General features: G+C 66.6%; 7 protein-coding genes and 1 pseudogene. 4 read left to right on the forward strand and 4 right to left on the reverse strand.

Going from position 1 to position 8,887, the window contains the following annotated elements; translation table 11 throughout:
* From ispG to ACOJTD_RS05495, 3 genes are all read right to left on the reverse strand, one after another.
* A partial coding sequence (ispG, locus tag ACOJTD_RS05485) for a flavodoxin-dependent (E)-4-hydroxy-3-methylbut-2-enyl-diphosphate synthase (RefSeq protein ID WP_420131920.1) occupies positions 1-1,101 on the reverse strand: 1,101 nt, incomplete at its 3' end.
* Between the two features lie 72 nt (positions 1,102-1,173).
* On the reverse strand, positions 1,174-2,085 hold the full coding sequence (locus ACOJTD_RS05490; RefSeq protein ID WP_420131921.1) for a DMT family transporter: 912 nt from the start codon (positions 2,083-2,085) through the stop codon (positions 1,174-1,176).
* 127 nt (positions 2,086-2,212) lie between these two features.
* On the reverse strand, positions 2,213-2,701 hold the full coding sequence (locus ACOJTD_RS05495; protein ID WP_420131922.1) for a Fur family transcriptional regulator: 489 nt from the start codon (positions 2,699-2,701) through the stop codon (positions 2,213-2,215).
* Between the two features lie 215 nt (positions 2,702-2,916).
* Here ACOJTD_RS05495 and ACOJTD_RS05500 point away from each other — a divergent pair, with 215 nt between their 5' ends.
* The 3 genes from ACOJTD_RS05500 to ACOJTD_RS05510 are packed head-to-tail and all read left to right on the forward strand — an operon-like array spanning position 2,917 to position 6,154.
* Entirely contained in the window at positions 2,917-3,402 is a 486-nt protein-coding gene (locus ACOJTD_RS05500; protein ID WP_420131923.1) for a MarR family winged helix-turn-helix transcriptional regulator, read from the forward strand.
* The gene (locus ACOJTD_RS05505) at positions 3,395-4,582 is read left to right on the forward strand and encodes an HlyD family secretion protein (protein WP_420131924.1); all 1,188 of its coding nucleotides are present in this window, start codon (positions 3,395-3,397) and stop codon (positions 4,580-4,582) included. Before ACOJTD_RS05500 ends, ACOJTD_RS05505 begins: the two co-directional genes overlap by 8 nt.
* A 51-nt stretch (positions 4,583-4,633) precedes the next feature.
* On the forward strand, positions 4,634-6,154 hold the full coding sequence (locus tag ACOJTD_RS05510) for an MDR family MFS transporter (RefSeq protein ID WP_420131926.1): 1,521 nt from the start codon (positions 4,634-4,636) through the stop codon (positions 6,152-6,154).
* A 161-nt stretch (positions 6,155-6,315) separates the two neighbouring features.
* On the opposite strand, the gene pcaF is transcribed toward ACOJTD_RS05510, so the two are convergent.
* On the reverse strand, positions 6,316-7,527 hold the full coding sequence (pcaF, locus tag ACOJTD_RS05515) for a 3-oxoadipyl-CoA thiolase (protein WP_420131925.1): 1,212 nt from the start codon (positions 7,525-7,527) through the stop codon (positions 6,316-6,318).
* A 169-nt stretch (positions 7,528-7,696) separates the two neighbouring features.
* Here pcaF and ACOJTD_RS05520 point away from each other — a divergent pair.
* Positions 7,697-8,887: pseudogene (locus ACOJTD_RS05520) on the forward strand (DNA mismatch repair protein MutS); the annotation flags it as partial.

Here is an 8,887-nt window from a genome sequence, read left to right on the forward strand (position 1 = left end):
GGCGTGCTTGCTCTCGCCCGGGCCGTTGACGATGCAGCCCATCACCGCGACGTTGAGGTTCTCGACGCCCGGATACTGGCTGCGCCAGGTCGGCATCTCGTCGCGGATGAAGTCCTGGATCGAGCGCGCCAGCTCCTGGAACGTCGTCGAGGTGGTGCGGCCGCAGCCCGGGCACGCGGCGACCAGCGGCACGAAGGTACGGAACCCCATGGTCTGCAGCAGCTCCTGCGCGACCTGCACCTCCTTGGTGCGGTCGCCGCCGGGCTCGGGCGTCAGCGAAATCCGGATGGTGTCGCCGATGCCCTGCTGCAGCAGGATGCCGAGCGCCGCGGACGACGCGACAATGCCCTTGCTGCCCATGCCGGCCTCGGTCAGGCCGAGATGGATGGCGTAGTCGGAGCGAGCGGCGAGGTCCTGATAAACGGCGATCAAGTCCTGAACCGCCGAAACCTTGGCGGACAGGATCATCTTGTTCTTCGGCAGGCCGATCTCTTCGGCCCGGGCGGCCGACAGCAGCGCCGACTGCACCATCGCCTCGCGGGTGACGGCGCGGACGTCGCGCGGATTGGCGGACGCGGCGTTCTCATCCATCAGCTTGGTGAGCAGCTCTTGGTCGAGCGAGCCCCAATTAGCGCCGATGCGGACCGCCTTGTTGTTCTTGATGGCGATTTCGACGATGTCGGCGAACTGCGTGTCGCGCTTGGCTTTGAAGCCAACGTTGCCCGGGTTGATCCGGTATTTGTCGAGCGCCTCGGCGCAGGCGGGGTATTCGGCCAGCAGCTTGTGGCCGATATAATGGAAGTCACCGATCAGCGGCGTGGTCAGGCCGAGCTTGCGCAGGCCGTCGCGGATATGAGGGACGGCAGCGGCAGCCTCCTCGCGGTCGACCGTGATCCGGACCATCTCGGAGCCGGCTCGGGCCAGCGCCGCGACCTGCTTGATGGTGCCCTCGATATCCGCCGTGTCGGTGTTGGTCATCGACTGCACGACGATCGGCGCCCCGCCGCCGACGGCGATATCGCCGACCATGACCTGGGTGGTTTTGTGTCGCGGCGCGGGGCCGGCGATGTCGTTCAGCAGCGGATTTTCGAGCTTGTTCATGGCGTCCAAATATCAGGTTTCGATGACATTCAGCAATGGATCAATGGGTGCAGGAACCGCCAGGCGGCAGTCCTAGGCGGTCTTCGCGGGGCGGTTGACCAGGTACAGCCCGGCAATCACCAGCAGCGCCGCGAAGCCGAAGGCCGGGGTCAGCGGGTCGTGCATGATGACATAGCCCGCCACCACCCCGAATAAAGGGGTAATGAATGAAAAAGCCGACAATTTGCTGGCCGAATAGGTCTTTACCAGGCTGAACCAGAGCAAAAAGGTCAGACCGACCACCCAGATCGACTGGTAGGCCATCAGCGTCAGGGCGCCCGGGCTGGGCATTTTGGCAATGGATTCGCCCGAAATCAGCGCCGCGCCGAGCAGAATCGGGATCGAGATCGCGACCTGGTAGGCCAGCCCCTTCTCGGCCGGGACCTTCTGCAGCCGGCTTGCCTTGACGATCAGCGTGGTGGCGCCCCACAGCGCGCCGCCGCCGACCAGCATCAGGTCGCCGAGCAGCACCTGGGCGTCGACATCCGGCTGCGGCACGCCGATCGCCAGCGCGACGCCAGCAAAGCTCAGCGCCAGCCCGGACCATTGGAGGGTGCTGAGCCGCTCGCCGAGGAAGTGGTAGGAGCCGAGCGCCACGATGAACGGCGCGGTGTAGAGGAACACCACGGCGCGGGTCGCGGTGGTCAGCATCAGGCCGCGATAGATCAGCACGAATTCCAGCCCGAACAGCAGGCCGGCGAACAGCCCGGCTTTCAACGTGCCGTCGCGCTGGAACAGCTTGACGCCGCGCGCCCAGGCGATGATCAGCAGCACCACCATGCCGGCGCCGGAGCGGATTGCCGCCTGCAGGAACGGCGGGATCTCCGGCAGCACCAGTTTCACGGCGATCTGGTTGAAGCCCCAGCTGAAGCAGCACACCAGCATCAGCGCGATGGCGCCCGCGGACAGCGGCCGGCCGACCGCGGCGCCTACCGGCTGCGCCATTGCAGCAGCCAGCCGAACGTATCGACGATCAAGGATGACATCGCGCCTCCGGCTTTTCGCCGTGTTGCTTCGGGCGCGCTCGCGAGGCGAGCAACGCTCCTCCCAATCGTTTAACGGGTAGACCGCGTCAGGTGGATTGGCAATGCCCGCAGACGCCGGTGATCTCCACGACCGAGAGCTTCGGCGTGAAGCCGGTCTGGCGCGCGGCCTCACTGAGGCTCTGTGCCACAGCGGCTGCCGGAATTTCACCGACCGAGCCGCAGGATTCGCAGATCAGGAATGCGACCGCGGACGCGTCGTCATGTTCGCGGCCGCAGGCGAGAAACGCATTGCGGCTTTCGATGCGATGCACCAGCCCGTTCTGCATCAGGAAGTCGAGCGCGCGATACACGGTGATCGGCGCCGGCCGCGGCATCACCCGCGCCAGCTCCTCGATCACCTCGTAGGCGCCGAGCGGACGATGGCTCGACAGCAGCGCGCGCAGCACGTGGCGGCGGATCGGAGTGAGATTTTGGGAACGGTCCGCACAGACCCGCTCGGCGTGCTCGAGACCTTCCGCGGTGCATCGGTCGTGGTCGTGACCGGGTGCCGGAAAGGCCGGCTTCAAAGCTGTCATCGCATGGCCTCAACGCTGCAGCAGTCCGCGGTCCCCTTCGCGGCTGCACCCAGAGTTAGTCTACGCGGGTGGCGGCGACAAGTCTCGCCACCCGGACCGGTGAGTTCCGCCAGTTGCGAGCCATGCGCGCGTCACAACGCCTCATGCGGTCAACCCCACTGCCTGAATTCATAAGCTAGCTTACTTTATCGCAAGCTTAGGGAGCGAAGCGTCCGATGACCCGAGGGTCCGTCGATCAGCATTTTCTGTTCACTCTGGCCGAGGTGCAGCGTGTGCTGCGTGCCTACGCGGACCGCCAGGCGGCACGCCACGGCATCACGCGTGCCCAATGGGCGGTGTTGGCCAAGGTCGAGCGCTGCGAGGGCATGAAGCAGTCCGAGCTCGCAGAGCAGATGGATCTGCAGCCGATTACGCTGACGCGATTGATCGACAAACTCTGCGACAACGGCTGGCTGGAGCGGCGCAGCGACGATAGCGACCGCCGGGTCAAGCGGCTGTATCTGCGCAAGGCCGCCCGTCCGCTGCTCTCCAAGCTCGCCGGGCTGCGCTCCGAAATCACCGCGACGGCGCTCGACGGCATCAGTCCGGCCGATGCGCAGCGTCTGCTGACGCAGCTCGACACGATCAAAGAGAACGTGCGCGCCGCGATTCACCAATCCTGTCAGACGGACCAGAACCGAAAGGAACAGCGCTATGGCTGATCCCGTCCTCAAATTCCCCGCCGAGCAGAAGGGCGGGTCGAACGACGCTGCCGCGTCGGTGGGGCAGGGGCCGAAGCGCGGCCTCGGCGGCACGCTGCGCCGCTATCGACGGCCGCTGCTGCTGGTGGTGCTGCCGATCGTGGTGTTGATCGCCGGCATCGCATTCTATCTGTCGGGCGGCCGCTACGTCACCACGGACGACGCCTATGTGGGCGCCCAGAAGGTGCTGATCACGCCGGATGTCGCCGGCAAGATCGTCGAGGTCACCGTCAAGGAAGGCCAGCGCGTCAAGCAGGGCGACGAGCTGTTCCAGATCGATCCGGTGCCGTTCCGGCTCGCCTTGGCGCAAGCGCAGGCCAAGCTGGCCGACGCCCGGACCTCATACAACAATCTGCGCTCCAACTATAAAATCTACGGTGACACGATCGATCTGCTCGACGCCGGCATCGCCCTCAAGCAGCGCGACGTCGAACGCAAATCGACGCTGGTGAAGAACCTGTCCGGCTCGATGCTCGATCTCGACAACGCCAATTCGGCGCTCGTCACCGCCAAGGCGCAGCTCGAGCTGGCCAAGCAGGCGCGCGACCAGGCGCTGAATCAACTGCTCGGCGATCCGGAGCTGCCGCTCGAGAAATTCCCCGCTTATCTGCAGGCCAAGGCGGCGCTCGACGACGCGCAGCGCAATCTCAATCTGTCGACCGTGCGGGCGCCGATGAACGGCACCGCCACGCAGGTCGACAACATCCAGCTCGGTAGATTCGTCGCCGCCGGCACGCCGGTGTTCAGCGTCATCGACACCACCGCGCCGTGGGTCGACGCCAATCCGAAGGAAAGCGATTTCACCTACGTGGCGGTCGGCCAGAAGGTGACGCTCGATGTCGACGCCTTCCCGGATCATCAGTTCGTCGGCACCGTGTCGTCGCTGAGCCCCGGCACCGGCGCGCAATTCGCCGTGCTGCCGCCGCAGAACGCCACCGGCAATTTCGTCAAGGTGGTGCAGCGCGTGCCGCTGCGGATCGCGTTCGACAGCAACGACGCGATGGTGCGCCGGCTGAAGGCCGGCATGAGCGTCAACGTCTCGATCGACACCAACCATCACCGCTCGTTGGCCGGCCTGTTCGGCTTTGGTCCCGCCAAGGCGGCGCAGCCCGATCACGACGACGCGCACGAGGTGAAGTAAGCGATGTCGAGCGCGGCCTCTTCCGCTGCGGTCCCCGGCCTGCGCCGGACCATGGTGACGATCTGCGCCATGACGGCGACGATCATGCAGGCGCTCGACACGACCATCGCCAACGTCGCGCTGCCCTATATGCAGGGCTCGCTGTCGGCGTCGCAGGACCAGGTCAACTGGGTCCTGACCTCTTATATCGTCGCCGCCGCCATCATGACGGCGCCGGTCGGCTTCATCGCCGGCCGGTTCGGCCGCAAGCGCATCTTCATCATCTGCGCGGCCGGCTTCACGGCCGCCTCGGTGATGTGCGGACTCGCCCAGGACATCACCCAGATGGTGCTGTTCCGGCTGCTGCAGGGCGTGTTCGGTGCCGCTCTGGTGCCGCTGTCGCAGACCGTGATGCTCGACATCTACGCACTGCACGAGCGCGCCAAGGCGATGTCGATCTGGGGCATGGGCGTGATGCTCGGCCCGATCATGGGGCCGTCGCTCGGCGCCTGGCTGACCGAGACCTATTCGTGGCACTGGGTGTTCTTCGTCAACCTGCCGTTCGGCATCGTCACGGTGGCGGGGCTGATGCTGTTCATGGACGAGACCGAGGTGAACTCAGGCGCGAAGTTCGACTGGTTCGGCTTCGGGGCGCTCGCCGTCGGCATCGGCTCGATGCAGCTCGCGCTCGATCGCGGCGAGCAACTCGACTGGTTCGAATCCAAGGAGATCATCACCGAGGCGATCGTGGCGGTGGTGGGCTTCTACTACTTCTTCGCGCACTCCTTCACGACGTCGCGGCCGTTCATCCAGTTCGCCATCTTCAAGGACAAGAACTTCATCGGCGGCGCGATCTTCATGTGCGTAATGGGACTGGTGCTGTATTCGACCATGTCGCTGTCGTCGCCCTATCTGCAGAACGTCATCGGCTATCCGATCCTCACCGCCGGCCTGCTGCTCGCCACCCGCGGCTCGGGCACCTTCGTGGCGATGATGCTGGTCGGGCGGATCATGCGCTTTATCGAGGCGCGCACGCTGATCATGTCGGGCATGACGCTGCTCACCGTGACGATGTACTTCACCACGCGCTGGACCGATCAGACCGGCGTGCCGGAGTTCATCATCGTCAGCGTCGCCCAGGGTTTTGGCCTCGGCCTGGTGTTCGTCCCACTGTCGACGGTGGCGTTCCTGACGCTGCCGGGCCATTTGCGCACCGACGGCACCGCGATGTTGACGCTGCTGCGTAACGTCGCCAGCTCGGTCGGGATCTCGATCGTGATCGCCAAGCTCAGCTCGAACACCACCATGGCGCATTCCGTGCTGGTCGAGCACGTCACGCCTTTCAACAATGCGCTGCAGATGCCGAATGTCGCCAGCGTCATCAACCTCGCCACCGACAGCGGCAAGGCGATGATGGACGGGATCGTGACCTTGCAGGCCTCGATCATCGCCTTCAGCCTCGACTATCAGCTGATCATGATGGTGACGCTATGCGCGGTGCCGATGGCGCTGATCATCGGCTCGTCCAAGAAGGCCCTGCAGGCGATGGCGTCGAAGCCCGGCGGCGACGACCATCCGGCCGTGATGGAGTAGTCGTCGTCACCTCTCCCCGCGTGCGGGGAGAGTTCGACCAGCGTAGCGCAGCGGAGCCGGGCGGGTGAGGGGGCGTCTCAACGCAGCCGAGACTCAGTGCTCGCGTCGCCCCTCACCCCAACCCTCTCCCCGCAAGAGCGGGGCGAGGGAGCGCGCCGTGCTTAGTTCACCTTCTCGATCGCCATCGCGACGCCCTGGCCGACGCCGACGCACATCGTGGCGAGGGCGAGCTTGCCGCCGCGGGCCTCCATGCCGTGCACCGCGGTCAGCGCCAGCCGGGCGCCGCTCATGCCGAGCGGGTGGCCGAGCGCGATGGCGCCGCCGTGCGGATTGACGAAGTCGGCGTCGTCCTTGACGCCGAGCTGGCGCATGCAGGCGATGCCCTGGCTGGCGAAGGCTTCGTTGAGTTCGATCAGGTCGAAATCGCTGATCTTGAGGCCGAGCCGCTCCATCAGCTTGCGGGTCGCCGGCACCGGGCCGATGCCCATGATGCGCGGCGGCACGGCGGCCGAGGCGAGGCCGAGAATCTTTGCGCGCGGCGTCAGGCCGTATTTCTTCACGGCGGCTTCGGAGGCGATCAGCAGCGCGGCGGCGCCGTCATTGACGCCCGAGGCGTTGCCGGCCGTCACGGTGCCGGGATTGCGCACGATCGGCTTCAACTTGGCGAGGCCTTCCAGCGTTGTTTCCGGGCGCGGGTGCTCGTCCTGGTCGACCACGGTCGGACCAGCCTTGCCCTTGCCGGGGATCGTCACCGGCGCGATTTCCTGGGCGAAGTAACCGGCCGCGATCGCCGCGCCGGCACGCTGCTGGCTCCGGATCGCGAAAGCGTCCTGGTCGGCGCGTGAGATCTGGAACTCCTCGGCGACGTTCTCGCCGGTCTCCGGCATCGAATCGACGCCGTATTGCTGCTTCATCAGCGGATTGATGAAGCGCCAGCCGATCGTGGTGTCGAAGATTTCGGCCGAGCGCGAGAACGCCTCGGTGGCCTTGCCCTGCACGAACGGTGCGCGGGTCATCGACTCGACGCCCCCGGCGATGGCGAGATCGATCTCGCCGCCGCGGATCGCGCGGCCCGCCGCGCCGACTGCATCGAGGCCGGAAGCGCACAGCCGATTGAGGGTCTGGCCGGGGACGGAGTCGGGCAGGCCGGCGAGAAGCGCCGCCATGCGGGCGACGTTGCGGTTGTCCTCGCCGGCCTGGTTGGCGCAGCCGAAGAACTCCTCGTCGACGGCGCTCCAGTCCATATTGGGGTGTTTGGCCATCAAAGCCTTGATCGGAACCGCCGCAAGATCGTCGGCCCGGACCTTGGCGAGCGAGCCGCCGAACCGGCCGATCGGGGTGCGCACTGCGTCGCAGATGAAAACGTCGGCCATTCGAAACTCTCCCTTGTGGCGATCCGGGCTGGGCCGGACTTGAGCCCGGGTTTTAGGAAGCATGCCCCGGGTGGTCAATGCATACGCAACGCACAACCAGGTGCGGAATCCGTGCATGGCCGAGGTCACGCGGTGGAGCCGGCCCTCGGAAGTTTGCTAGACATCGGGCATGACCATGCATGCCGACATCGCGACGCCGCCCGATCCGTCCCCGCCCAATGAGGCGCCGGCGAAGATGTCGCCGATGATGGAGCAGTATCACGAGATCAAGGCGGCCAATCCGGGCCTGCTGCTGTTCTACCGGATGGGCGACTTTTACGAGCTGTTCTTCGAGGACGCCGAAATCGCCGCGCGCGCGCTCGGCATCACGCTGACCAAGCGCGGCAAGCATCTTGGGCAAGACATCCCGATGTGCGGCGTGCCGGTCGAGCGCTCCGACGACTATCTGCACCGGCTGATCGCGCTGGGACATCGGGTCGCGGTGTGCGAGCAGACCGAGGATCCGGCGGCGGCGCGCGCCCGCAAGAGCGTGGTGCGGCGCGACGTGGTGCGGCTGATCACGCCCGGCACGCTGACCGAAGATCCGCTGCTCGACGCCCGCGCCAACAACTACTTGCTGGCGATCGCCCGCGCCCGCGGCTCGTCCGGCGCCGACCGCATCGGTCTCGCCTGGATCGACATCTCGACCGGCGAATTCATCGTCACCGAATGTTCGACCGGCGAACTGCCTGCCACGCTGGCACGGATCAACCCGAACGAGGCGATCGTCTCGGACGCGCTTTACAGCGACGCCGAGATCGGTCCGCTGCTGCGCGAACTCGCGGCCGTGACACCGCTGACCCGCGACGTGTTCGACTCGGCGACCGCCGAGAAGCGGCTGTGCGATTACTTCGCGGTCGCCACCATGGACGGCCTCGCCGCGCTGTCGCGGCTCGAGGCGACCGCGGCCGCGGCCTGCGTCACCTATGTGGACCGCACCCAGCTCGGCAAGCGCCCGCCGCTGTCGCCGCCGTCGCGCGAGGCGGTCGGCACCACCATGGCGATCGATCCGGCGACCCGCGCTAATCTCGAACTGACTCGTACGCTCGCCGGCGAGCGCCGCGGCTCGCTGCTCGATGCGATCGACTGCACCGTCACCGCCGCCGGCTCGCGCCTCTTGGCCCAACGTCTCGCCGCGCCGCTGACCGATGCGGCCGCGATCGCGCGGCGGCTCGATGCGGTCGAGGCGTTCGTCGCCGAACCGACGTTGCGCGAAATGATCCGCAGCGCGCTGCGCGCCGCCCCCGATATGGCGCGCGCGCTGGCCCGGCTGTCGCTCGGTCGCGGCGGCCCGCGCGATCTCGCGGCCTTGTGCAGCGGC

The organism is Rhodopseudomonas sp., assembly GCF_048594845.1.
Lineage (GTDB): Bacteria > Pseudomonadota > Alphaproteobacteria > Rhizobiales > Xanthobacteraceae > Rhodopseudomonas.